The sequence below is a fragment of the uncultured Mailhella sp. genome (assembly GCF_947631555.1).
GTDB lineage: Bacteria > Desulfobacterota > Desulfovibrionia > Desulfovibrionales > Desulfovibrionaceae > Mailhella.
Genome location: NZ_CANRLT010000010.1, coordinates 21426 through 46025, shown reverse-complemented (window position 1 = coordinate 46025; position 24600 = coordinate 21426). Strand labels below are relative to the sequence as shown.

Genomic DNA, 24600 nt, shown 5'->3' with positions numbered 1-24600 from the left:
CATCTCGGTACCCTCCGTTTTTTTTTGAAGGATAGCATAATCTCAAACATTTGTCATTATAAAAGTCAGTGTCTCGTTTGTGCCGCCCTCTTGGAAAGAGTGCGGAATGCTGGTAGTATGTCCTAACGTTTCCCAACCAGAGGAAACGCGCCCCGTCCTTCTGACCAAGGAGCTGCCCCTTGCCTCGTCCGATAGTCCGCCCGTCACTCCGTATCGTCCCTGTGCTGCTTCTCCTGCTCACCGCCCTTCTCGCTTCGGGGTGCGGTGTCAGATATTCCGTTTCCGTGGATTCCCTGCGTGACGCCGAGGCTCCGGAAGTCAAGACCTTTGTGCTGGAACCGGGAAACAGCGAAGTGAGCGCGGACGATCTGCTCTTTCGGGAAGTATGCAGTCTGGTCACGCCTGCCTTTCACGCGCACGGCTACCGTCTTGCGGACAACAGAAATGAGGCCGATGCCGTAGCTAAAATCAGCTACTGGAGCGAAGAGCCGCAGCAGCACGTCCGCACCGACTATGTGACGCACGCCGTCCCCATTGCCAGACGCCACCGACACCACTCTCACATTGACTACGCCTATATCGACGAGCCGGTGCTTGTCGCCTACACGGTCTATACGGCAAAGCTGTGCATCGAAGCCTCCGCTCTCAAAGGCAGGGAACGCCAGATCTGGCGCACGATCTACGGCTACACCGGAACGCGCGACGATTTCCGCACCATGCTCCACAACATTGCCCCAGCCATTGCCCGCGGTCTGGGTTCACAGACGAACGGTGTGCAATACCTGAACGTGGAGATTTCCGATGATGGCCTGATCACCGTCACCGACCCTGCGCTCGGCTGGTAGGCTTTTTCCGTTTCCGCAAAGCAGCATGGGACTGCCCCTCCATTCTCTATAACGGAGAGGTCTGTTTCAGTCCCTTCAGAACGACATAGGGGTCCGCATACGGAGTCATCGCCTTGCTGAAAACATCGAGTTTCTCGTCATAGCAAGGTGTGCCTATGCCGGAAATTCCCAGAAGCGAATGAAAAAGGTAATCATGGGAACAGGGAACCGCCGTGTGCGCCGCGGCCTGGGTTAATTGCTCCCTGTGCTTTGGATTCTCCCTGAAAAACGGAGAGGCATACACCATGAAGGGAATCCAGCGCAGCTCCGGGTGATCCATAAGCGATGGACTGTGCCCCCTCCCTCCGTGAAGCCTGTCTCCATGATCCGAAGTCACAATGAGAACCGCGTTCCGATCCTTGAGTCTGTCCGCCAGGCCTTTCCAATAGGCGTCTGTCGCCAGAATGGAATTATCATAGGAGTTCACAAGTTCCTGATCGGAACAGTCCGCCACGCTGAAGCTGGAGCAGATAGGGAGGTAGCGGCGAAATTCATCGGCATAGCGATGTTCGGGATTGATATGACTGCCGAAGCTGTGAAGAATAATCAGCGTATCCTGTGGCGGCAGGGTGAGGATTTCGTCAAGCATGGGAAGCAGGTCGGAGTCCTGTATTCTCGCGCCTATGGTGTGGACGGACGGATGCGTTTTATACAGTTCGCATTCCTTCGCAATTGAAGCCACCGGCGTCTCACCCGTGGCCATCGCCCCCTGATTCGTCAGCCAGACCGTTCTGAAGCCGGCTTTGCGGAAAAGGCTGATGACGGACTTTTCCGTCAGAGCGGCTGCCGGACTGCCAAGCGTTGCTCTGGTCAGCATACGCGTCACAGACTCCGTCGTTCCCGCGCCGGCGCTGTAACAGCGGTCAAACACCGTAAGGGGAAGCTGACCTGAAAGCGGCGTCGTTTCCCGTTCGTAGCCGTACAGTGTCAGATGGTCCGCCCGCAGAGACTCCCCCAAGGCCAGCACGACGAACAGCGGTGAACCGCCTTCTCGCCTGTACACGACGTTCCCCGGAAGTTCCGTCCTGAGGGCAAACATATCTTTCATACGCCACTGCTGTTTGACCGAATGCCCAAAGTGCGAAAGATACCCCGCGGGCATGGGATGCCGCCCCTTCAACTCCACGGGCTGAAACTGCTTTGCCGCCCCGCAGAGGAGGCAGAGAATGAGCAGTCCCGCCCACGAAGCGAGCGCCGTCTTTTTGGGAAACGTCCTGAGCGCCAAATAGGTCAGTACCGTTCCCGCCGCAAGATAGACAAACAAGACGGGGCTGAACACTCCCATGGCTTCGTGAACATTTGTAAGCCAGAGCAGAGCGAACATATCCTTTGTTTGTACATAATTAAAGGAAAGCGAAAAATATAAGACTATGGCTGATGATATAAAAATAATGACCTCAAAAATTTTACCAATTTTCCCTAAAAGGCACAAAAGATAAAACATACTAACCGCATATATAAATGATAAAAGTATTGATTTTACAAAAATACTATTCAGAGGAAACAGCATTGCATAGTAGGGAACATTGGTGCAGACGGTATATATGGCTCCCCATGCAAGCGCATAGCAACTTTCAGATCTGCCAAAGAGTTTCATCTTTATTTTCTCTTACCGTATGCTGTATCATGCCCTGCCGGTGCTGCTGAGTCGCCCTTTTCGCCGAAAACCATCATGCTCGCCTCTCTCAACGGGAAAGTCTCTGCGTCGGGGGCATTTAGCCATCGCCGCTGTAACCAACGAGCAAAAAAATCTTTTTCGGGCAAAATCCGCATTAAACTGCCGCGTGCCCTCCACGGCTACTCCTCTTCGCCCCGTATCGTTCTTTCGACATCGACTATCCATCTGTCAAAGCGTTTCCGCTCCCTGCGCACCGTCCTGCGCAGCCGCGTGAAGAAATCCGGCTTCCTGGGAAGCCGCCCTGTGCGGCGCTGGAATTCCTCACGCAGGAGCGGGATATGCCAGATCTCCAGAGGCTCGAAAAATTCTATCCCCCGCTCATCGAAAAGGCGCCGCAATTCAGCCAGCTGCCAGACAGAGCGCTCTTCGCTGGGTGCGGGCGCGGGCAGTCCTTCCGTCCAGCCTTCGGGAACAGTCCTGAGCTTCAGATGGGTCTCGTCCCAGTCACGAAAATAAAAACGGTTGATGCGCTCAGCGTCCTTCGGACTGCGCGCCAGCTCTATGCAGTGATACCAGGCAATCTTCAGCTGGTAGGAAGACAGATCCATGGCGGTAAAGTGCAGCAGCGCTCCTTTTTCCAGCGGGCACCTGGTCACGTTGTTTCTGCTATCGGATCCAGGGGTGCGCGGCATGTGCAAAAAACCCGCATACGATGGCAGATCCTCCGCATCGCGCACGATGATTCCTCGGTAGATGCGATGGAATTTGCTGTAATCCCCTTCTCTGAAAACCGTGGTGCTGCCCCAGAGCGTGAGCCAGCGCAGGGCCAGCTTATGCCCCGGCTCAAGCCCTTCCATCAGCTCCCGGCCATACGTTCGGAAAGGTGCGGTCAGCGCCTCGTCCGCGTCCAGACAGAGAAAATGTGTGGCTCCGCGGCGGCGAGCCTCTTCCAGCAGCGTCTGCCGGATGACTTTTTCCTTGCCCTGAGAAAATCCGGAATAGTCGCCTTCGGCAGTGAGAACAACGCCTCCGGCAGCCTGAAAGATTTCCGCCGAGCGGTCGGAGGAATGGTCATCCATCCCGATAACCATATCGGCCACGCCTTTCAGCGAGGCCAGACAACAGGGAAGGAGAACTTCTTCATTGCGAAAGGGGATGAGTGCGGCGACGGTCATAGGGGCTTCCCATAAGAGTAATGGCAAGACAGGCAAAATCAGGAACAGACTTTCCTTTTATGGGCGTTAAGTCAAGATTCACACCGGATTTCGCATAATTTCGCACCATGCCCCCTGACATCGCCGAGGTCACACCCGCAGCCCCGGGGTACAGACCAACGGTGTGCAGTACCTAGGCGCGGTACTTTCCGATGGCGACGAATTCTCCGGCACTGGCACTGCGGCAGAATGACAGGCTTTCAAAAAATGGTTCAAAACTCGGAATCGGGGCAGGAACCGTTTTACAGCGTCAGTCTGATGGCCTTTTCTTTGTCACGTCCTGAAGCCGCACTTGCGGCCTTTCGAGTACGGGTATTCAACGCGCCGCCCGGTTTCTCTCATCCAGCAGGTCTCGGAAGACTTTCGCTTGCCGGACGCTTTGTACATCGTGCGGCTTATCCTGGTCTTTACAGACAAAGCAAAACTTACTTCGTCTCTTTTTTACGGTATGCTGACAAGCCCCAACCCATACCCGGCATTCTTCCGCAGCCTTCAGGAGAAATCTGAGGCGCGCAGTCCCGAACGCGAATCCTCTGCCGACAAGGAAAAGCAAACGCATCCACAAGCGCAGTCCTCGCCAGATTGAGAGGAACCAAAAGAAGCGCCTTCCTGTGACGAAAGCCGCATCATAAAAAACAGCGGGCTGAACCGCTCAGACCCGCCACAAGATTTTACTGGCGGAGACGTATAGGGGTCGAACCTACCGGCGGCCTCTCAGCCGCCCACTGGTTTTGAAGACCAGGTGCAACACCGGTTACAAAACGTCTCCGTCTGAAAAAATACTCTCATGGCAAGACAGCGTCAAGCCATTCCGTCAGACACAGACGCCCCTTCGTGAACTCTTTGCCTGCCCATAGCGGCAAAGGACTTCTGGGCAGGCGTGCTGTCTTCAGCCTCAAAAAACAAAGAAAAAAGAGGAGATACCCTTCACGAGGTATTCTTGCACCGTTCATGGCCAGACGTCCTCCGCCAGGCCATGACGGGCAAAGGCTCCGCACCGTGCCCCAAAAACGTTCCCTGCTCCCCTCTTGCATTATGGGAGAAGAATCCTTATCTTTGTTCTACGTCTTGGCGGAGTTTTTCCGGCTATCGTGTCACTTCTTTTGTTCGGGAGGAAATGAAATGGCTTTTTCTCGTGAAAGCGCACAAGGCTATGTGCGTTCCAGCGTCTCCGTCTATATGCAGCAGGTCTACCTGTGGATGACCGTGGCTCTGGGCGTCACGGCTCTGGCAGCGGTGTTCACCGCATCGAACATGGCCATTCTGCAGTTCCTGTTCACCAACACCATCATGTTCATCCTCATGATCGTAGGCATCCTTGGTCTGAGTATGTACATCCCCGCCCGCATCCACACCATCTCCGCCGGTACCGCGACCGGACTCTTCCTGCTGTACTCCGCCCTCATGGGCGTGTTTCTCGGCCCGATCCTTCTGGTCTACACCGGGGCTTCCGTGGCGCAGGCCTTCATCGTGACCGCGGGCATGTTCGCCGGCATGAGCGTCTTCGGCATGGTGACGAAGCGTGACCTCACGGGCATGGGCAACTTCCTGATCATGGGCTTGTGGGGCATCATTCTGGCCAGCCTCGTGAACCTCTTCCTGGGCAACAGCGCCGTGGACATGACCATCAGCGTACTCGGCGTGATCATTTTCACCGGACTGACCGCCTTCGATACCCAGAAGCTGCGCATGATGGGTGAAACCGCTCCTTTGAACGACTCCGTGGCGATCCGCCGCGGTGCGCTGCTCGGTGCCCTCACCCTGTATCTGGACTTCATCAACCTCTTCCTCATGCTGCTCCGCCTGTTCGGAAACCGCAACAGCTAGCCGCTTTCCAACGGGAGGGCTTCCGCCCTCCCGTTTTTTGTCTGTTTTTGCCCATGAAAAAGGTAAAAATCACCGTCCTCAAGACGACGTTCGACGCAGAACTCGCGCACGAATACGGCGCGGAAGGACTTGGCCCCTGCCCCATGCTTAAAGCCGGGCAGGTCTTCTTTGCTGACTATGCCAAACCCGAAGGCTTCTGCGATGAAGCGTGGAAAGCCATCTATCAGTATGTCTTCGCCCTGGCTCACGGTGCGGGCGGAGACGTCTTCTATTTCGGAGACTGGATCCGCACCCCCGGTGTGGCCATCTGCAGCTGCAACGATGGTCTGCGTCCTGTGATTTTCAAGCTCGAATCCACCGAGGAAATCTCCGCCCTCGACTATACCCCCGTCCGTTAGCCCCCTGTGCTGACGGCGTGATCCTCACCACGGCGGCATCATGGCGAAACGCCATCCCCTCCAAAACATTCTCTCCCCCCTGCTCCTGCCCCTCTCCGGGGTTTACGGTGCGGGAGGACGTCTGCGCCGCAGCCTTGCGCGGCAGGGACGGCTTCGCGTCTGGAGGCCGCCCGCGCTCTGCGTGTCCGTAGGCAATATCTCCTGGGGCGGCACGGGCAAGACGCCCATTGTTGACTGGCTGCTTGCCTGGGCCGACGCCCGCGCTCTGCGCGCCGCTGTGCTTACCCGCGGCTACGGGGCGCACCCGCCAGGGCCCGCCTTCCCCGCCGGACCAGGCGCTTCCCCCGCGGAGTGCGGGGACGAACCCCTCATGCTCGCACTGCGCCACCCGCGGGCAAGCGTCATCGTGGATCCCGACCGCAGCCGCGGCGGGCGCTCCCTCGCCGCCTGTCCCCCGGATCTCTACCTTCTGGACGATGGCTTTCAGCACCTGGGTACCGCCCGCGATCTTGACCTCGTACTCCTCGACGCTGACGACGTTCGCCTTTCACCCCGCCCCGGCGGCGAACCGTCCAACTGGGGCCGCATTCTGCCCGCAGGAACCTGGCGCGAGCCGGAAACCGCACTGGAGCAGGCCGGAGCCTATCTCGTCAAGACCGAACCCAAAGAATGGCCGACCCTCGTGTCCGCACTGAAGCAGCGTCTGCACACCTTTCCCCGCCCGGTCTTTGCCTTCCGTCTGGAGCCGGAAGGTCTGCGTTCCCTGACGGGTGAAGGCCCGCTTCCGGCCTCGTCCCTGTGCGGCCCCTACGTCTTTGCAAGCGGTATCGGCGCTCCCGGGCAGGCCCTGCGCACGGTGACGGACTTTCTCGGCCGCGCCCCGCAAACGGTATTCTCCTTCCCGGATCACCACGATTTTCGCACGTCTCTGAAAACCCTCTCGAGGCCCGGGCTGCCCATAGTCTGCACCGGCAAGGACGCGGTGAAGCTCTTCCGGCTCGATCTTCCCGTCCCCTGCTTCTCTCTGGACGTGAAGGCGGTGTTCTTCGCCTCGCTGAGTGCTGAAGAGCTTCAGGGCCGGGACGCGCCCGATGTCCCGGACTTTCCCCTCTGGTGGGAAAACTGGTGGCAGCAGCAACACTGAGACTTGTTCTTAAAGCTTCCGGTTCGGGTCAATGCTGCCTTGTCTTCCTTCCGCAAACAACGCCATGAAAAAAAACGCGATACTTGACGAACAAGCCCTGATGGACACCGTGAAAGGCGCGGGCCGCCCCCTGCGTCTGGACGATATTCTGCGCATTATGCAGCTTTCGCGCCGCCTGAAGAAAGACGTACTCATCGCCCTGCACGACTTTGCCCGCAACGGTGCGCTGGTACATCTGCCCGGCGGTTCCTGGGCCGTGCCCACAGCCATGAAGATGCGGCGCGGCAGACTGGCCGTACAGCGCTCCGGAGCGGCCTTTGTCACACCCGAAGGCGAGGAGCAGCGGGCGGGCTGCGATATCTCTATTGCCCCGGACGCTCTTGGCGATGCCTGGAACGGCGACCTTGTAGAAGTCATGCTGCTTCCCCGCAGGTACGGTGGCCGAAGACCGGAAGGCCGCGTCGTTTCCGTGATCGAGCGCGGACAGCGTGAGGTGGCGGTACGGGTGCTGAAGGACGGACCGAAAGGTTCCGTACTCTGCCGCCCCGTGGACGCACGGCTTTCCTTCGATATTCTGGCCGAGGTGAGTGCGCTGGAAGGACGCCCCGACGCCTGTGCCCTGCTTCTCGTGCGCGTGGGCGAAAAACTTGAGGACTCTCGCCGCCCCCTGTGGGCGGGCACGGCCCTGGCCGTACTGGGACAGGAGAACGACGCCGCAGCGCAGGAGCGCCTGACCAAGCTGAACCACGCCATTCCCGAGGAATTTCCCGGCAATGTCCTGGCCGAAGCCGAAAAAGCCGTAAGCCGTCCCCTGCAGACGGAAGATCTGGAAGACCTGCGCGGTGCGGCTCTCGTGACCATCGACGGAGAAGACGCGCGGGACTTCGACGACGCTGTCTGCGTGTTCCGCGAGGGACGGCGCTGGCGTCTTCTGGTGGCCATTGCGGACGTTGCCTACTATGTGCGGCCGCGCACGGCTCTGGATCGTGAGGCCAGAGAACGTGGAAATTCCTGCTATTTTCCCATGTCCGTGGAACCCATGCTGCCCGAAGCCCTGTGCAACGGCGTGTGCAGCCTGCGCCCGGGTGAGGAACGCCGCTCCCTGGCCGTGGACATGGAGCTGGATGAAGACGGCGCCATCCTGAACAGCCGCTTCGTCAATGCGCTCATATGTTCCCGTGCCCGACTGACCTACCGTCAGGTTCAGGCGCTGCTGGACGCTCCCGCGGGCAAAGCCGCCGTGCACCTGGAAAAGGACGCCCCCGGGGTGCCGGACATGCTTCAGAGTGCCGCAGAACTCGCCCGTACGCTCATCGCACGCCGCAGACGTCAGGGCGGGCTGGATTTCGACCTCCCCGAAGCCGAATTTCAGGTGGAAGAGCTCGGCGGAGTACCCCAGGTAATGGGCATACGCAACCGGGAACGGCTCTTTTCGCACCGCCTCATCGAAGCGTTCATGGTCAGGGCCAACGAGTGCGTGGCGGAATTTCTGAGCCGGAAGCAGGCGCCCTTCCTCTACCGCGTCCATCCCGCGCCCGGCCCGGAAAAACTTGAGGAGCTTTACCGCACCCTGCGCCTCTCCGACGCCGAAGTCACTCTCCCCGAAACCTCGGTGGTTCGCCAGCCCGCCTGGCTGACCGGCGTTCTGGACGAAGCCGCAGGAAGCGACCGCGCCTTTGCCGTCAACCATCTGGTATTGCGCTCCATGATGCAGGCGCGCTATTCACCCAAGGAAGAAGGGCATTTCGGACTGGCCTCGGCAAGGTACTGCCACTTCACCTCCCCCATACGGCGCTACGCAGACCTTGTGAACCATCGCGCCTTACGCTATGTTCTCGGACTCGATACGGGCGGATCCATTCCCGCCGGGCATTCCCTGCTGGAAATCGCCGGACAGTGCAACGCCCGCGAACGCGCCGCCGCCGATGCTGAACGCGAAATCAACCGACGCATGGGCTGTCTGCTCCTGCAGAACCGGACGGGAGAACGCTTCGAAGGCGTGATCAGCGGCGTGATGAGCTTCGGCTTTTTCGTCGAGCTGGACGGTATGCCGGTGGAAGGCATGGTTCGGGTGGAGACGCTGAGCCGTGACTTCTACGTTTACGATGAAGACAGACAGGAACTCAGGGGACTGCGCACCGGCGAAGGCTTCCGCCTGGGACAGCGAGTGACTGTAAAACTGGCCGGCGTTTCGGTCGGCCACCTGGAGATAGACTTGGAATATCAGCACGATGACGAGGAAGGACGCCGTCCTTTCCGCAAGAACAAAGGACGCCGCGGCAGCGAACACGGCAGCAGAGCTTTCCGTCCCCGCCGCAATGAACGCCCGTGGGACGCCGAAAACGGCGAGTCTCCCCACCGCTTCCGCGGGGACAAAGCCGGACGCAAGAACCGCTCGGCCGGAGTGTGGAAAAAGGAAGAACCCCGCTCTGCCGGAAAATGGGCGGATGATGAAAGCCGCGGCCCGCGCCGCCCTTTCCGCCGCAATGAAGACTGGCAGGACAGACGTGACGCACCCTACTCCTTCCGCCCCCGCAGGGACGAACGAGAAGAGGACGAACGCCGCGAACACGGCTTCCGCCCGAAACGGCGTGCCTTTTCCGAACAGGGCCGCGACTGGGAAGACCGCGCAGGAGCGGCCGGCTCGTTCCGCCCGCACCGGAATGAGCGCTGGGACGCCGAAAACGGAGACTCTCCGCGCCGCTTCCGTCGTGGGGATGAAGCCGGGCGCACGAGCCGCCCTGCCGGAATGTGGAAGGAGGAAGGCCCCCGATCCCCAAGAAGCCGGGAAGAGGCGTATGAAAGCCGCGGTCCGCGCCGTCCATTCCGCCGCAATGAAGACTGGCAGGACAGACGTGACGCACCCTACTCCTTCCGCCCCCGCAGGGACGAACGGGAAGAGGACGAACGCCGCGAACACGGCTTCCGTCCCAGGAGGCCGTTCCAAAACGGCTTCGAGGGCGGATTCGAAGACAGGACCAAGGACGGGCGCTCCGCGTTTCGGGAGAAAAAGAACTTCCGCCGTCCACACTCTCCACGCTTTGCAAAAGATGAAGAATCCTGCTTCCCCGAACGCCGGGGGCAGAAGTCTCCGCAGCCCGCGAAAAAAGCCTTCCACGGCGCGCCCGATGACTTCTTTGCCATAGACACGGAAGAGCGCAAACCCGTCCACCGCTTCGGCAAACGCCGCTCCTGAACAGACGAAACCCGGGTCTCCGTCTGCCAAAGGGGAGTCCCGATATTTGACATCTTTCGCAAACTCAGCTAAAAAGTTCAGTTCAGCGCAGCCCCCCCTGCACTCTGCCGCTGGATCATCCCTTTTTGTGAATTTCCCCGCCGGATCACCGGCAACAGCTCTGGAGGCATCTATGGCCCGCATTACCGTTGAAGACTGCCAGCGCCGCGTGGACAATCGCTTTCTGCTCGTGCAGATGGCCATCAAGCGCGTTCGTCAGTTCCGCGAAGGCTATGAACCCCTGGTGGACAGCAAAAACAAGGAAGTCGTCACCGCTCTGCGCGAAATCGCCGCTGGCAAGATTCTTCCCGAAGACAAGCACTACTACACCCCCACCGATACCGTGCCGGACAACGACGACTGAGCCGCGGGAGAACCTCCCGCGCTGAACCGCCTTTCCCCCAACGTTTCGGAAAACTGCCTCCCTTCTGACGGAAAGCATCATGAGCCAGCGCGATTATTATGAAGTCCTCGGCGTCGCCAGAGACGCTTCGGAAGATGAAATCAAGAGAGCCTACCGCAAACTGGCGCTCAAGTATCATCCCGACCACAATCCTAATAATCCCGAGGCAGAGCAGAAGTTCAAGGAAGCGGCGGAAGCCTACGACGTCCTGCGCGATCCCGAACGCCGCGCCCACTACGACCGCTTCGGCACCGCCGACACCGGCATGGGCGGCGGCTTCAACAGTGCGGAAGACATTTTTGCCCAGTTCGGCGATATCTTCGGCGACCTGTTCGGCTTCGGCGGCGCCCGCAGCCGCGGCCCGCGCCCCCAGCAGGGCGATGATCTGCGCTACACCATGACCATCTCCTTCCGGGAAGCGGCACTCGGCACGGAGAAACACATCAAGATTCCCCGTCACGCCACCTGCACGGAGTGCGGCGGTTCCGGCGCGGCCAAAGGCTCCAGCCGCGAGACCTGCAAAAAATGCGGAGGCTCCGGGCAGATCGGCATACGTCAGGGCTTCATGCAGTTCTTTCAGCCCTGCCCCGCCTGCCGCGGACAGGGCTTCACCATACCTAAGCCCTGCCCCAAATGCCGCGGTACCGGCATGGTGGAAGTCACCCGCGAGCTGACGGTTCACATCCCCGCAGGCGTCTACGACGGCGCCCGACTGCGTCTCCGCGGCGAAGGGGAAGCCGGCGTCCACGGCGGGCCTCCCGGCGATCTCTATGTGGTGCTGCGTGTGGAAGACGACAAAGTTTTCGAACGCGACGAGCAGAACCTTATTTACACCGCAGCGATTTCTTTCCCCCAGGCCGCTCTGGGTACGCGGATACAGGTTCCCGGCATCAAGGAGGACGATGCGCTGGAACTCGACATCCCGAAGGGAACGCAAAGCGGGAAAATCTTCCAGCTGCGCGGCAAGGGTCTGCCCTATCCCGGGGAGAAACGCATGGGTGATCTCCTCGTGCGCATTGTAGTCAAGACGCCTACCCATCTCACGGCCGAACAGGAAAAACTGCTTCAGGAGTTTGAAAAACTTACCGAACAGCCCAAGGAAGGTCTCTTCGACAAGCTCAAGAAGGCTATGAAGTCCGACTGAGCCAGCCAGTCCCGCAATGTGACGCCATAGAGCCGCCCCACCTGCCGCAGGCTTTCACAAGGGATTACTGCCCCGAAAAGACGCCCAGCATCCTGCCATGCCGCAGCAGACTCTTTCCGGCGCGGGATCCGGCACCGAAACGGCTATCCCCTATCTGCTCCCGAAGCATTTGCCCCACGCTGTCCACCACGCGGACGGCGGCCCTGCGCACCTCATCCGTGGCCGTGCTCACGGCGCAGCCGCCGAAGTCCCGGATCATGGAAAGGTCGTTGCCATCATCGCCGGCAACCAAAACATCTCCCTCCCAGTGCCGGATACGCATAAGCCTGCGTAGGCCCTCCGTCTTGTTGACGCGGCAGGCGGTCATGTCAATGCAGATGCTGCTCAGGTGCACTTCGACAAGCCCTTCACCTGCCGCTGCCAGGGCTGCGGCCCAGGCCTGTGCAGATACAGTGTCCGGATACCGCACACTGATCTGATGCAGCGGCAGCTGCCGCGCCCGCTCCGTCGGCAGGGAGGAAAATCGGTTCTCGGGGTGAATCCAGTACGGGGCCTTACCGGCGAGGACATACGCCTCCGCGCCAGAAAACAGGAGGCATTGGTCGCACACCTGCAGGACAGGATGGTCAAGTACCACGGTTCTGGCAGCCTCCGGCAGGACTGCGCGGCACACTTCCCTGAACTGGCCATCGCAGATTAATGCGCCGTTATTGCAGATCACAAAGTCACAGGGCACCGGCCCGCACCGTTTCAGGGCCGCAAGCAGTGTGGTCACGCCGCGGCCGGTGACGATGCCAAAGACATGGCCCGCCGCCCGCCATTCGTCAATGGCGGCACGGTCTGCAGTGCTGACTTCCCCGCCGCGAAGAAGCGTTCCGTCAAAATCACAGGCCGCCACTTTCATGAGTCTGACTCCGCAGTTTTCCATCCCATGCGCTTTCCGGCTCAGGCGAACACCGGAACCCACATCATGCAGCTTTCAGCATACGCCCTGGGCACAAGCGCGTCAAAGTGTCCCGCGCACCGCACCAACGGCTGAGAAACTTCTCCTTTTCCTGAATTTTTCGACGTGATACGGAGAAGCGGCCCGGCCCCGCGCGAAATGCGGTCTTGACGCTCGCATCCTCCCCGGGTAAATTTTCAGTATCGGATAGAAGTCATGATGCTGAACCTGTCTTTCATCTCTCCCCGCACTGGACGTTATGCCTGCGGGTTCACCTGACGCAGTGCCGCTGTGGGACTGGAGGTCTCGCAGTTTTTGGCGTTGGCGCAAAGGTCGGCTGACTGACTTCCACCGCACATCTTCTGCAACGCTCCTTCCCGCAGTCCGGACATGGTCATGGACGGTTGAGTTGCGATCCTTGCCCTGACGGGCGATCGCTTTTTGCCGAAACACGGACGGCAAAACCGGTTTCGGTTTCACAGCTTACAGAAAGGAGACTGGTGTGCGGATCAAGAACCCCTTTTCCACAACGGCGGGTATTATTCTTGCCGGAGCATTGATCGGTGTTGCGGCTATCCTGCTGCAGCAGCTTGGCAATCCTGCCAATATGGGCATCTGCGTGGCCTGCTTTGAGCGCGATATTGCAGGTGGCCTCGGCCTGCACCGTGCGGCCATCGTCCAGTATCTGAGACCGGAAATAGCCGGTCTGGTACTCGGGGCATGTCTGATGGCACTTCTTTCCGGAGAATTCAAACCCCGCGGAGGCTCTTCCCCTCTGGTGCGCTTCCTCCTTGGCATGATCGCGGCCATCGGTGCGCTGGTTTTCCTCGGCTGCCCCTGGCGCGCCGTGCTGCGGCTTGCCGGCGGTGACGGCAACGCCCTGTTCGGCATGGCCGGGCTTATCGTTGGCATCGGGATTGGCACACTGTTTTTCAAACGCGGCTACACCCTCGGCCGAAGCTCCGCGCAAAATCCCGTTTCAGGCTGGATTCTGCCCGCGCTCATGCTGGGATTGCTGGGACTTTCCCTGGTGTTCCCACAGATTCAGGGGCAGCAGCAGAGCGGCCCTGTCTTCTATTCGACCAGCGGTCCGGGTTCGATGCACGCGCCCTTCCTTGCGTCTCTTGTCATCGCCATGCTTATCGGCGCCGTGGCTCAGCGCAGCCGTTTCTGCACCATGGGAGCTTTCCGCGACCTCATCCTCTTCCGCTATAGTCACCTGTTCCTCGGTCTGCTCTCCATGCTGCTGGCGGCGCTCATCGCCAACCTGTTTGTGGGTGGATTCCATCCAGGCTTCGCCGGTCAGCCTGTGGCCCATACCGACGGACTTTGGAACTTCCTGGGCATGACCACTGCCGGGCTGGCCTTTGCTCTTGCCGGCGGCTGCCCCGGACGCCAGCTCTTCATGGCTGGTGAAGGCGACAGCGACGCCGCCATTTTCGTGCTGGGTATGCTGGTGGGCGCGGCCACGGCCCATAACCTGGGCACGGCCAGCTCCGGTGCGGGCATCGGCGTCTACGGCGCTCAGGCCACGCTCATCGGGCTTGCCATCTGCCTTGTCATCGGCTTCATGTACAGCCGCAAAAGCGCCTGACGCCCAAAACTCACTCTCAAAGCACCCGGCAGGACTGTGGGAACGGGCTTGCCGGTGAACAGAAGGAACACGCTATGCAGACTATTGATACCAGAGGGCTTTCCTGTCCTCAGCCTGTGCTGATGGTGCATCCCCATCTTGACGCTGACGAAGCCCTCGATGTTCTGGTGGACAGCGAAGCCAGCCGGGAAAACGTCAGCCGTGCCGCCGCCAAACGCGGCTGGACAGTGACGCCCTGTGAGTGTGACGGCCACGTCCGTCTGGAACTGCGGAAAAACGGCGTGCGCTGAAGCGGCTCCGGTGCTGCAACGTTTTCTCCCATGAACGAACCTGTTACGCACCTGCGGGGCGGACGCCGAAACACGCCTGCCCCGCAGATCTGCGGATACTGAATGTGGGGAATCTGCAGATGGCAGTGATGTTTCAATCCACCGTCGCCCCATCCGCCGACTGACTCCGCAACCAACGGATAGGGGTCGTGCGGATTGCCCCTACCTGAAGGAAGAGATTACGGAAAAAGATTTCATCGGCTTCGCTGTTTTATCAGCTACTCTTTTCCCTCTGAGCGGGGAGGTCTCAAACCACAAAGGAATTTTTGATGAAACGCCTGTTCGGACTCTGGAAGAAACGCACGCCTGAACTGGAAACTGCGCCCGGCAAAAGCGGGGGAAAGGGCTTTCTCACCTTTCACAATACGGGCGAGGTACTGCGCGCCGAGCGGCTGCTGCGCGAAGCCGGACTGCCGGTAGAAGTCAAGGGGCCTCCGCCTGAACTGCGCACTGGCTGCGACATGGTCATTGTCTTCGAACTTCTGCTGGAACCCGCTGCCAGACGTGTTCTCCAGCGCGAACACCTTGAGCCTCTGTCTGCCGTTCCCGTTGACGACCCTCTGCTGGAACCGGTCTCGCTGTTTCATACGACGGACTACGGCAGATGGTTCATGGTCAGGGCGGCCAACATGAAGATCACCGTAGAAAAAGACACGGGCACCATCGTCAATGTCTCGGGCGGGGGCTGCCCGGACGTGCCCTGGCTTGCGGCGCGGCTGAACGGCCGGCGTGTCAGCGAAGCCGAGGAACCGTGTATCCGGGGGCAGACGCTGTGCGCCTATGCACTGCACAAGGCGTTTGTCGAGGCCCGGCGTCTCTGGCGGGAGGGAGCATGAGCTGGATCATCTGCGGCAGCGTTCCGGATGCGGACTTTCCGCTCTCGCTGAGTTCATGGCGGCTGGAAGAAGGCCAGCTCTACACCAGCGCTGAGGCCTTCCTGCCCCACGGCGGGACTCTCCCCGCTCTTTCTGTCCAGCGCGGTACGCCGGCGCTCATCGCGGCCGCACTGCAAGTCTGCCAAAGCCTTGCGCTGCCGCAGCCTCTGGCGCTGCTGGCCGGCGACACGGGCAACGGCAAGGGCAGCCTGGCCCTCTATGCGTTTCTGTCTGACTGGCTGCCCTCGACCTCCGAGATGGTGGCCGGGCTGACCTTTCATTACCTTTTCCCGAATGTGGACGGGCACAACCGCGTACTCATGGGCGTCAGGGCGTATGCTGAAAAACACCCCGCCCCTGTCCTCGCTGCCGACGCCGGCTTCATGTATGCGGCCAAAATGAGCGGCTACGCGGGAGAGTATGATCTTTTCACGCCCGATGCCGGCGAGCTGGCTTTTCTGGCTGACGAAAACGCGCCGCATCCCTTTTACACCAGAGGCTTCCTGCTTGGCAGCGGGCTTTCTGCCGAGGAACTGGCGCAGCGTGCCCACGCCCATGGAAACTGTGCCAGAACCCTGCTCATCAAGGGGGCTGTGGACAGCGTGGCTGAAGACGGCGTTCTGGTCGCCCGCGTGGACAGTCCCGACATTCCCTTCATGGAACCTATTGGAGGCACAGGCGATCTGCTCACCGGCACGGTCACCGGGCTGCTTATGGCGGGATACCCCATGCGCCGGGCCTGTACCATTGCGGCAAGGACCAACCGCCTGACCGGAAAGCTGGCGTCCCCCACGCCGGCAACGCAGGTCGGAGAGCTCATCCCATTCCTGCCCGAAGCTCTGCGACAGGCTCTGGCTGACCGTGCCTGACGCGCTGCTGCGTTCGCCGCAGCCTGACACTGTACCTCAAGGAGTTACCTATGACGTTTCGCCTGATGGATCGCACAAAGGCCGCCGGCTGAGCGGCAAAGACAGCTCCAGAGTTGCTGGAGCAGGTTCTCGGGGCGCTGCCCGGCGTTCCCGATCCCACAGGACGGATTCTGCACGGATCGGCCCACAATGAGGACGCGGTAGTCGTGCAGACGCCGCCGCCAGGCATGGCTCTGGTGCAAACCGTGGACGTGCTGAGTCCGCTCGGCAACAATCCCACGCTCTTTGGCCGGACGGCCGCCGCCAACGCGCTTTCGGATGTTTATGCCATGGGCGGCATCCCCTGGTCGGCCATGAACATCGTCAGCTATCCGGCAAGCACCCTGCCGCTGGACGTGCTGGTGGAAATTCTGAACGGAGGCAATGAGGCTCTTGCTCAGGCGGGCGCTGTACTGGCGGGCGGACATACGCTGGAGGACGAACAGATCAAATACGGTCTGTCCGTCACCGGCATCGTGGACCCAGCACGCATTGCCAGCAACAGCGGACTGGTTCCCGGAGACGTTCTGATCCTGACCAAGCCGCTGGGCACGGGCGTCCTGGCCACGGCGATCAAGGCTGGCTGGCCGGGAGCGGAGGAAACGGAAAGGGAACTCTACCGCTGGACCACACGACTGAACGCCAACGCCGGACAGGTGCTGCGCGACATGGGTCTGCGCGCCGCCACGGACGTGACGGGCTTCGGCCTCGGCGGGCACGCTCTGGAAATGGCCAGAGGTTCCGCGGTGAGCGTCGAACTGGACAGCACGGCTCTGCCCTTCATGGACAACGTCGAGGATTTTGCCGGAGACGGGCTGATCCCCGCCGGAACGTATGCCAATCGCCGTCACTGTGCCTGCCATACCACTGTACTCGACGGTGTGGACGAGCTGCGCTCCACCCTTGCCTTCGATGCGCAGACTTCCGGCGGACTGCTCCTCGCTGTTCCTGCGGCCAGAAGCGAAGAAGCGCTTGAGCGACTGCGGACTCTTGGCGAACCAGGCTGGATCGTTGGCCGGGTACACCCTCTGCGCAGCCCTGCCGAACAGCTCATCATTGCCTGAGCATCGCCTGACTATTGCGTGACCACGGCCCGACCTTCGTCTGACCTGCGGCTCGTCCGTCCAGGTCTTGAAACTCTCCATAAACGACAAAGGGCCTCCCCGAAGGGAGGCCCGTGTGCCGTTGAAAAGGAAGATCAGATTCTGGCGGCGGTAAGCAGGTCGCTCACGGCGTCGCGGCGCTCCCAGGTGAACTCGGGAAGCTCGCGGCCGAAATGCCCGTAACAGGCCGTTTTGCCGTAAATGGGCCGCTTCAGGTCGAGACGCTTGCTGATGAAGTACGGACGCAGGTCGAAGACTTCGCGCACAATGCGCGTGAGCGCCTCGTCCGTCACCTTGCCGGTATTGAACGTATGTACCAGCACGGAGACAGGCTCGGCCACGCCGATGCAGTAGGCGATCTGCACTTCGCAGCGGTCGGCCAGTCCTGACGCCACAATGTTCTTGGCCACATAGCGGGCCATGTACGCGCCGGAGCGGTCTACCTTGGAGGGATCCTTTCCGGAGAACGCCCCGCCGCCATGATTGCCCATGCCGCCGTAGGTGTCCTGAATGATCTTGCGGCCGGTCAGCCCGCAGTCGCCCATAGGCCCGCCGATGACGAAACGCCCCGTGGTATTGATGAAGATCTCGCAGTCCTTCTCATCGAAAAAGCCCGTCGGCTCCAGAATGGGACGGATGACTTCCTTCTTCACGGCCTCCACGACATCGGCGTGATCCACGTTCGGCGCGTGCTGTGTGGCCACCACCACGTTGTTGATGCGTACGGGACGGCCGTCCACATACTCAAAGGACACCTGCGTCTTGCCGTCGGGGCGGAAGAAATCCACGATGCCGGTTTTCCGCACGCGGGAGAGCTGAAGCGAAAGCTGATGTGCCCAGTAAATGGGGGCCGGCATGAGCGTTTCAGTCTCGTTGGAGGCAAAGCCGAACATCATGCCCTGATCGCCCGCACCCTGATTTTCGGGGTTGCTGCGCACCACGCCCTGAGCGATGTCCGGAGACTGCTTGTCAATGGAGGAGATGACGGCGCAGGTATGGGCGTCAAAGCCCATTTCGGAACCCACATAGCCGATGTCCTTAATCGTGCGGCGGACAATGGCGGGCAGGTCGGCATACCCCTTGGTGGTGATCTCTCCGGCGATCACGGCCATGCCGGTAGTCACCAGCGTCTCGCAGGCCACATGCGCATCGGGATCCTGCGCCAGCAGCGCATCGAGCACGGCATCGGAAATCTGATCCGCCACCTTGTCGGGATGCCCTTCCGTTACGGATTCGGAAGTGAAAAGATATTTGCCATGAGCTGGAATCATGTTGTCTCCTTGAAAAGTCAGAGCGCAGGCACTCTGAAAAACGGTGTCCACAGAGCATATCTTTATATCAAGCTATATTGATATGCTTTCAACGGGATAACTATACACATAAGCTGCAGCCCTGTCCAGCTCCTTGACGAGAAATACCGGTCGGGGCTATGCCTCAAAGGACAGGGCCTGAAGGGACGCGGACAAGCCGGCCTCCCCACGGTCTGCGGGGATACGTCATGCAGCCTTTTTATCAGGGAAAAGTCGACAACTTCTGCGCTCTCTACGCGGTACTCAACGCCCTTCAAGTGCTCTTCCACATCACGCCCCTTGAGGGACGGGCCATCTTCAACCGCACCCTGCTCCGCTACATCCACGACACGGCGGCCTTTCAGGACATCCTCGAACACCGTATCGACTACACCGATGTGGTGGACGCCATGTGCGAGGACGTGCGCGCCCATGAATTTCCCGGCCTGCGCGTGGAACGCCCCTTCGGGCCAGGAGCCTCGCGCGAAGAGGTGTGGGAGATGCTGCGCTCCTGTGCCTGCCCGCCCCTGCCGCGGGTGGCGGTCTTCCGCTTCCTGCGCATGATTCCCCCAAGAGAAACGCCCTACATCGACCACTGGACCGTTGGCCATTCCATGGACGTGTCCGGGCTGCATCTTTTGGATTGCAGTCTCGAGGCCGGCGGCCTGTACTGCCTCTCCTTTTCCCGTGTGGCGGACGCGGCGGCTCCCCCGCCCCGGCGCGAATATGTGGTCATCCCTTCAGAATGTGTGCGCGTCCTTTCCTCGTCCGGCGCGATGCGCTTCACGGTGTGAACTATGGCACTACTCACGGCACGGCAAAAAATGGGCGCGGCGGCCCTCATCATGGCCTTCAGTGTTCTGGTTTCCCGTTTCATGGGGCTGTTCCGGGACAAGATCATCTCCTGGCAGTTCGGCGCGGGCGGCGAGACGGACATCTATTTCGCCGCCTTTGTGGTGCCGGATTTTCTCAACTATCTGCTCGCCGGCGGCTACATCTCCATCACGCTCATCCCGCTGCTCTCCAAACGCTTTGAGGAAGACGAAGAGGACGCCTGGCGCTTTTTCAGCACCGTGTTCTGCTGGGCGGCGCTGTCTATCGGCGTTGTATCCCTCGCCGCATGGCTGGCCGCGCCTAAGCTCGCGCCGATCGTGGCCCCGGGCTTTGACGAGGCGCGCTGTCTGCGCCTGACCCGGTTCCTGCGCATCGTACTCCCCGCGCAGGTCTTCTTCCTCCCCGGCGCCTGCCTCTCCGCCATCCTCTACCTCCGCCGTCAGTTCTCCGTTCCCGCGCTCATGCCCATACTCTACAACGGCGGCATTCTGCTTTTCGGCGTCGGCCTGCCCTGGCTGGGCCTCGCCCAAGGCATGGAAGGCTTCTGCTGGGGTGTGCTCGCCGGGGCCTTCCTCGGGGCTTTTCTGCTGCCCTGCCTCACCGTCAGAACGGGCGGTCTGCATCTGGAACTGCGCTTCCATCACCCGCTCATGAAGAAAGTCCTGCTCCTCGCCCTGCCGCTCATGCTCGGGCAGTCCGTGGTGGTGCTCGATGAACAGTTCGTGCGCATCTTCGGCAGTCTGGCCGGAGACGGCGCCGTCAGTCTGCTGAGCTACGCCAGGCGTATCATGATGGTTCCCGTGGGTGTGGTGGCTCAGGCCGCGGGCGTGGCCTCCTTCCCCTTTCTGGCCGCTCTTGCCGCCAGGGGGGACAGGGAAGAATTCCGCTCCACCCTCGGCCGCACCATGCAAAACAGCATGATCGTGGCCGTGCCCGTGACGCTGTGGATGATCGCCGCCGCAGGGCCGGTTCTGGGCTTCATCTTTGAAGGCGGCCGCTTCTCCGTAGCGGATACGGACGGCGCGGCGCCTCTGCTCCAGATCATGCTCCTGGCCGTACCCTTCTGGCTGCTCCAGCAGGTCACGGGACGGGCTTTCTACGCCATGCAGGACACTCTGACCCCAGCCGTGGTGGGCACACTGGCCACGCTTCTGGCCGTGCCCTGCTATGTTGCCCTTATCCCGCTCTTCGGTGCTTCCGCCGTGGCACTGGTGACGACGGTGTCCATCGCGCTCTACGCTCTGGCACTCCTGTTCATCGCCTGCCGCCGCTGGGCCTCGGGAGCCTTTGCCGGAGTCCCGGGCGCGGCCTGGCGCAGCATGATGCTCTCCCTGCCGGGCTGCGGCCTCACGCTGGCCGTGCGTCAGGACTTCTTCCACCTGCTTTCCCATCTCCCGCCGTTGCTTCAGCAGTTCCTCACCCTTGCCGTGAGCGGAATTCTCTTCGTGGCGTCCTGGCTGCTCCTTGCGCATTTCTTCCAGCCCCGATATGAAAATCTGATCGCCGGTCCTGTCCTGCGCCGCCTGCACCGGGGCAAAAAATCTTAAGGAGGCTCCCATGATCCGGGTCATCCGCGCAAAACACGGCGGCTTCTGCATGGGTGTAGCCCTGGCGCTGAACAAGCTGGACGCCATCGTCGCTTCTCATTCCGGAGCAATGGCCACGCTTGGGGAAATCATCCACAACCCGCAAGTCATCGAATCCTACGCCCGCAAGGGCGTCCGCTGCCTGAACTCCCCGGAGGAGGCCAGCGGGGAGATGGCGGTGCTCATCCGCGCCCACGGCGTATCCCGCACGGTCGAAGCCGCCCTGCGCCGCCGCTGTTTCCATGTGGAGGACGCCACCTGCCCGCGGGTGAAAAAGGCTCAGCTCGCCATCGCCAGAACCACCGCCACCGGACGCGAACTGCTGCTCTACGGAGAAGCCGCCCACCCAGAAGTGCGCGGACTGATTTCCTACGCCGCAGGGCCGGGCCATATCTTTTCCTCGCCGGAGGAACTGGAAGAACTGCTGGCTTCCTGCCCGCTCCAGGGCCGCTCCGTGGTTCTGGCCGCACAGACCACGCAGGATCGGCTGATCTTTGACCGGATGCGCCTGCGTCTCTCGACTTACTTCGGCGATGGACTGACCGTGCTGGACACCATCTGCGACGCTACCCGCGAACGGCAGGAAGAAGCCGTGGATCTCGCCGGACGGGTACAGGCCATGGTGGTGGTCGGCGGCAGATCCAGCGGCAATACGCGCCGCCTGGCCGAACTTGCGACAGCGCGGGGTGTGCCTGCGGTTCTGGTGGAAACGGCGGAGGAACTCGACCCAGCCCGCTTCAGAAACTGCGAAGTCATAGGACTGACGGCAGGGGCCTCCACCCCCAAAAGCATCATCGACGACGTGGAAGCCCGCCTGAAAAGCTGGTGAAACGGTCTGTGCCGCAGAAAGAAAAAACAGGGCCAAAAGACGCAAAAACGCCTCAGCCGGGCAGGAAAGGATTCGAGACACCAAAAGCATAAGCCCGCTCCGGTGCGCTGAAAGCGAAAGAATTTCTTCCGAGGCTTGTCATTCCCGAAATTTTCTTATATCCTTCCATCCTGCCATTGCAGGGTATCGGGCAAAGTGAACGAACCTGTCCTTAATGTTTACACATTCTGACTACCTGTCGGGGGTAAGTATGACTCTCATCTCTCTGGTGATCGTCTTTGCGTGTGCGGCCTTCGCGCTGTACTATGCCAGCAAGACGGCCAAACGCGTTCTCGCCGCATCCACCGGCAGCGAGGACATGCAGCGCATCGCAGGTGCGATTCAGGAAGGCGCACAGGCCTACCTGAGCCGGCAGTACCGCACCATTGCCATTGTTGGCGCCGTGGTCGCCGTTCTGCTGCTGTTCTCCATGTCCTTCCTCACGGCTCTGGGCTTCGTCATCGGCGCCGTGCTTTCCGGTGCCGCCGGTTTCATCGGCATGAACGTGTCGGTGCGCGCCAACCTGCGCACGGCTGCCGCCGCTGAACAGGGCATGATTCCCGCGCTGAACATCTCCTTCCAGTCCGGCGCCATCACCGGTATGCTGGTGGTCGGTCTCGGACTTCTCGGCGTCTCCGTCTACTACGCTGTTCTGACGCTCTTCGGCGTCTCGCAGGAACACGTCATGCAGGCTCTTGTGGCGCTGTCCTTCGGCGCTTCCCTCATCTCCATCTTCGCCCGTCTCGGCGGCGGCATCTTCACCAAGGGTGCGGACGTCGGTGCGGACCTCGTGGGCAAGGTCGAAGCCGGCATTCCCGAGGACGACCCCCGCAACCCCGCCGTCATCGCCGACAACGTGGGTGACAACGTGGGCGACTGCGCCGGCATGGCCGCCGACCTCTTCGAGACCTACGCCGTCACCGTGGTGGCCACGATGCTGCTTGCCTCCATCTTCTTCGACGGTGCGCTCCAGACCAAAATGGTCATGTTCCCGCTGCTCATCAGCGGCGTGTGCATCCTCGCCTCCGTGCTCGGCACCTTCTTCGTGAAGCTCGGCTCGGACGGCAACATCATGCGCGCCCTGTACAAGGGGCTTGCGGCCACGGGCGTCATCTCCGCCGTACTCATCGCCCTTGTCACCCTGTTTGTGTTCTGGGGTGAAGACGGCATGGTCATTCAGGGCAACGCTTTCTCCGGCGGCAACCTCCTGCTTTGCTGCCTCACGGGCCTTGTCGTGACCGGCCTTATCGTGGTGGCAACGGAATACTACACCTCCACCTCCTACCGGCCCGTCCGCAGCATCTCCGAGGCTTCCACCACCGGCCACGCCACCAACGTCATTCAGGGCCTCGCCGTCTCCATGGAAGCCTGCGCCGCGCCCGTGATCATCATCTGCGTGGGCATCCTGTTCGCCTACACGCAGGCCGGTCTGTTCGGCATCTCTCTGGCCGCCACCACCATGCTGGCCCTCGCCGGCATGATCGTCGCCCTTGACGCCTACGGGCCCGTGACCGACAACGCCGGCGGCATCGCCGAAATGTCCGGTCTGCCCGAATCCATCCGCGAAATCACAGACGCCCTCGACGCCGTGGGCAATACCACCAAGGCCGTGACCAAGGGCTACGCCATCGGCTCCGCGGCTCTGGCCGCGCTCGTGCTCTTCGCTTCCTACACCGAAGACCTCAGCCGCTACTTCCCCAACCTCAACGTGAGCTTCGCCCTTCAGGATCCCTACATTCTGGTGGGCCTGTTCATCGGCGGTCTGCTCCCCTACCTCTTCGGCTCCATGAGCATGAAGGCCGTGGGGCGCGCCGGATCCTCTGTCGTCATTGAAGTCCGCCGCCAGTTCCACAACATCCCCGGCATCATGGAAGGCACCGGCAAGCCCGATTACGGCGCGTGCGTGGACATGCTCACGAAATCCGCCATCAAGGAAATGATTATTCCCTCGCTGCTGCCCGTGCTGGCTCCCGTGGTCCTGTACTATGTGATCAAGGCCTGCGGCGGACAGACCGCGGCCTTCTCCTGCCTCGGCGCCATGCTTATGGGTACCATCGTCACCGGTCTGTTCGTGGCCATCTCCATGACCTCCGGCGGCGGCGCGTGGGATAACGCCAAGAAGTACATCGAAGAAGGCAACTTCGGCGGCAAAGGCTCCGAGGCCCACAAGGCCGCCGTCACCGGCGACACCATCGGCGATCCCTACAAGGACACTGCCGGCCCAGCCGTCAACCCCATGATCAAGATCATCAACATCGTCGCCCTCCTGCTCCTCCAGGCCCTCGCCTGAACGTAGGAAACCGCAGTCCGTCTGCGGGACGTTTCCACCAGAGCCGCGGCTGCGCCGCGGCTCTTTTCTTCTCTGCGTCCCCGCGGTAAAGCGCGGCTCGTTACGCCTCTATCT

At 61.0% G+C, this 24600-nt stretch carries 20 protein-coding genes and 1 tRNA gene; 16 read left to right on the top strand and 5 right to left on the bottom strand.

Translation table 11 applies throughout. The features are described from left to right. Positions 1 to 179: 179 nt before the first annotated feature. Positions 180 to 845, top strand: a complete 666-nt coding sequence (locus Q0Z94_RS02685) for a hypothetical protein (RefSeq protein WP_298067476.1) — start codon at positions 180 to 182, stop codon at positions 843 to 845. Positions 846 to 891: 46 nt separating this feature from the next. Here the strand turns inward: Q0Z94_RS02685 and Q0Z94_RS02680 are convergent, their stop codons facing one another. From Q0Z94_RS02680 to Q0Z94_RS02670, 3 genes are all read right to left on the bottom strand, one after another. Further along, the gene (locus tag Q0Z94_RS02680; protein ID WP_298067474.1) at positions 892 to 2328 is read right to left on the bottom strand and encodes a phosphoethanolamine transferase; all 1437 of its coding nucleotides are present in this window, start codon (positions 2326 to 2328) and stop codon (positions 892 to 894) included. A gap of 353 nt (positions 2329 to 2681) precedes the next feature. After that, a complete protein-coding gene (locus Q0Z94_RS02675; RefSeq protein ID WP_298067472.1) occupies positions 2682 to 3677 on the bottom strand; it encodes a glycosyltransferase family 2 protein in 996 nt (331 codons plus the stop codon). Between the two features lie 714 nt (positions 3678 to 4391). Continuing rightward, a tRNA-Sec gene (locus tag Q0Z94_RS02670) sits at positions 4392 to 4485 on the bottom strand. Between the two features lie 353 nt (positions 4486 to 4838). On the opposite strand from Q0Z94_RS02670, the gene Q0Z94_RS02665 reads away from it, so the two are divergent. The 6 genes from Q0Z94_RS02665 (at position 4839) to dnaJ (ending at position 11867) form a co-directional block, all read left to right on the top strand. Further along, positions 4839 to 5543: a Bax inhibitor-1/YccA family protein gene (locus Q0Z94_RS02665; protein WP_298067470.1), complete on the top strand. Its 705-nt coding sequence runs from the start codon at positions 4839 to 4841 to the stop codon at positions 5541 to 5543. Positions 5544 to 5596: 53 nt separating this feature from the next. Then, entirely contained in the window at positions 5597 to 5941 is a 345-nt protein-coding gene (locus Q0Z94_RS02660; RefSeq protein ID WP_298067467.1) for a TIGR04076 family protein, read from the top strand. 40 nt (positions 5942 to 5981) lie between these two features. Next, positions 5982 to 7085: a tetraacyldisaccharide 4'-kinase gene (gene lpxK, locus Q0Z94_RS02655; RefSeq protein WP_298067465.1), complete on the top strand. Its 1104-nt coding sequence runs from the start codon at positions 5982 to 5984 to the stop codon at positions 7083 to 7085. A gap of 64 nt (positions 7086 to 7149) precedes the next feature. Beyond that, positions 7150 to 10281 carry a VacB/RNase II family 3'-5' exoribonuclease gene (locus Q0Z94_RS02650; RefSeq protein WP_298067463.1) on the top strand — a complete coding sequence of 1044 codons (3132 nt, stop codon included), beginning with the start codon at positions 7150 to 7152 and terminating at the stop codon, positions 10279 to 10281. A 172-nt stretch (positions 10282 to 10453) separates the two neighbouring features. Then, positions 10454 to 10684, top strand: a complete 231-nt coding sequence (rpoZ, locus tag Q0Z94_RS02645; protein ID WP_298067461.1) for a DNA-directed RNA polymerase subunit omega — start codon at positions 10454 to 10456, stop codon at positions 10682 to 10684. 79 nt (positions 10685 to 10763) lie between these two features. Beyond that, entirely contained in the window at positions 10764 to 11867 is a 1104-nt protein-coding gene (gene dnaJ, locus Q0Z94_RS02640) for a molecular chaperone DnaJ (protein ID WP_298067460.1), read from the top strand. Between the two features lie 64 nt (positions 11868 to 11931). Here the strand turns inward: dnaJ and Q0Z94_RS02635 are convergent, their stop codons facing one another. After that, a complete protein-coding gene (locus Q0Z94_RS02635; RefSeq protein WP_298067459.1) occupies positions 11932 to 12771 on the bottom strand; it encodes an HAD family hydrolase in 840 nt (279 codons plus the stop codon). A 547-nt stretch (positions 12772 to 13318) separates the two neighbouring features. On the opposite strand from Q0Z94_RS02635, the gene yedE reads away from it, so the two are divergent. The 5 genes from yedE to selD all read left to right on the top strand — a co-directional run bounded on the left by yedE (position 13319) and on the right by selD (position 17580). Further along, entirely contained in the window at positions 13319 to 14404 is a 1086-nt protein-coding gene (yedE, locus tag Q0Z94_RS02630; RefSeq protein WP_298067479.1) for a YedE family putative selenium transporter, read from the top strand. 74 nt (positions 14405 to 14478) lie between these two features. Next, a complete protein-coding gene (locus Q0Z94_RS02625; protein WP_298067458.1) occupies positions 14479 to 14694 on the top strand; it encodes a sulfurtransferase TusA family protein in 216 nt (71 codons plus the stop codon). A gap of 308 nt (positions 14695 to 15002) precedes the next feature. Continuing rightward, entirely contained in the window at positions 15003 to 15569 is a 567-nt protein-coding gene (locus tag Q0Z94_RS02620; protein WP_298067457.1) for a DUF3343 domain-containing protein, read from the top strand. Next, positions 15566 to 16477 carry an NAD(P)H-hydrate dehydratase gene (locus Q0Z94_RS02615; protein WP_298067456.1) on the top strand — a complete coding sequence of 304 codons (912 nt, stop codon included), beginning with the start codon at positions 15566 to 15568 and terminating at the stop codon, positions 16475 to 16477. The genes Q0Z94_RS02620 and Q0Z94_RS02615 overlap by 4 nt, the downstream gene beginning before the upstream one ends. 50 nt (positions 16478 to 16527) lie before the next feature. Continuing rightward, on the top strand, positions 16528 to 17580 hold the full coding sequence (selD, locus tag Q0Z94_RS02610) for a selenide, water dikinase SelD (protein ID WP_298067455.1): 1053 nt from the start codon (positions 16528 to 16530) through the stop codon (positions 17578 to 17580). A 134-nt stretch (positions 17581 to 17714) separates the two neighbouring features. Here the strand turns inward: selD and metK are convergent, their stop codons facing one another. Next, a complete protein-coding gene (gene metK, locus Q0Z94_RS02605; protein WP_298067452.1) occupies positions 17715 to 18890 on the bottom strand; it encodes a methionine adenosyltransferase in 1176 nt (391 codons plus the stop codon). A gap of 227 nt (positions 18891 to 19117) precedes the next feature. On the opposite strand from metK, the gene Q0Z94_RS02600 reads away from it, so the two are divergent. From Q0Z94_RS02600 to Q0Z94_RS02585, 4 genes are all read left to right on the top strand, one after another. Next, positions 19118 to 19702, top strand: coding sequence for a hypothetical protein (locus tag Q0Z94_RS02600; RefSeq protein WP_298067450.1), 585 nt, complete (start codon positions 19118 to 19120; stop codon positions 19700 to 19702). Between the two features lie 3 nt (positions 19703 to 19705). Next, positions 19706 to 21289 (top strand): murein biosynthesis integral membrane protein MurJ, encoded by a 1584-nt coding sequence (gene murJ, locus Q0Z94_RS02595; protein ID WP_298067448.1) that lies wholly within the window; start codon positions 19706 to 19708, stop codon positions 21287 to 21289. A 13-nt stretch (positions 21290 to 21302) separates the two neighbouring features. Further along, on the top strand, positions 21303 to 22157 hold the full coding sequence (gene ispH / locus Q0Z94_RS02590; RefSeq protein WP_298067477.1) for a 4-hydroxy-3-methylbut-2-enyl diphosphate reductase: 855 nt from the start codon (positions 21303 to 21305) through the stop codon (positions 22155 to 22157). 214 nt (positions 22158 to 22371) lie between these two features. Then, a complete protein-coding gene (locus Q0Z94_RS02585; protein WP_298067445.1) occupies positions 22372 to 24486 on the top strand; it encodes a sodium-translocating pyrophosphatase in 2115 nt (704 codons plus the stop codon). Positions 24487 to 24600 lie beyond the last annotated feature (114 nt).